This window comes from Shimia sediminis (assembly GCF_003990645.1).
GTDB lineage: Bacteria > Pseudomonadota > Alphaproteobacteria > Rhodobacterales > Rhodobacteraceae > Shimia > Shimia sediminis.
This window is the reverse complement of record NZ_RYZK01000061.1, coordinates 1-809: the sequence shown is the minus strand read 5'-3', so window position 1 is coordinate 809 and position 809 is coordinate 1. Positions and strand designations below refer to the sequence as shown.

Annotated in this window: 1 protein-coding gene; it reads right to left on the bottom strand. The window is 46.0% G+C overall.

Annotation, left to right across the window (positions count from 1 at the left end):
* Positions 1 to 658, bottom strand: a 658-nt coding sequence (gene rpsE, locus EK369_RS22865; RefSeq protein ID WP_235871512.1) for a 30S ribosomal protein S5, incomplete at its 3' end; no start/stop codon positions are given.
* Positions 659 to 809: the final 151 nt, after the last annotated feature.

Sequence of the window (809 nt, the reverse complement as noted above, 5' to 3'; positions counted from 1 at the left end):
CGGCGGGACGTTGTGTATTAGCAACTGGACGATGATTCTTGGCCAAATAGTCCGCAAACTCTTGGTAAGGTGTCTTTGTCAAAGGCATGTCTTTCCATAAGTCAGGTGTTAAGTATGCGTATGTCTTCGCAATAGCCGCGTAAGTGGCCTTTGCAAAATTACCTAAAGTACCAGTTGAACCCCTGGCAGATGTATAACAATCCTCGATACCGGCCATTTGAAGTAATTTCTTTGGAACAGGGGCCGATACTATACCAGTACCACGAGGTGCAGGTATTAGACGTACAGCAACAGAACCGCATTTACCAGTTACCTTGCATGGTACTGTATGGGGTTTACCAATCTTATTTCCCCAGTAACCTCTACGGACAGGAACAACAGATAGTTTGGCCAAAATTATAGCACCTCGGATAGCAGTAGCTACTTCCTTACTGCACTTGACCCCCAAACCAATGTGTCCCTTGCTATCTCCAATTGCTACAAATGCCTTGAAACGAGTACGCTGTCCTGCACGTGTTTGCTTCTGGACAGGCATGATTTTTAAAACCTCGTCTTTTAAGTCAGAACCAATAAAGTGATCAATTATTTCGCATTCTTTGATAGGCAATGAAAACAAATAAATTTCCTCCAGAGATCGAATCTTGTCATCACGAACCAAACGACCAAGTTTAGTTACTGGAATCCATTCTTTTGAATCTTCTTTTCCACGTCCACGTCCACGACCGCGCCCACGTCCTCTTCCACGGGGGCCACCACGTCCTCTTGCACCACCGAAACCACCACGAAAACCGCCACGGGCTGGAGCTGAG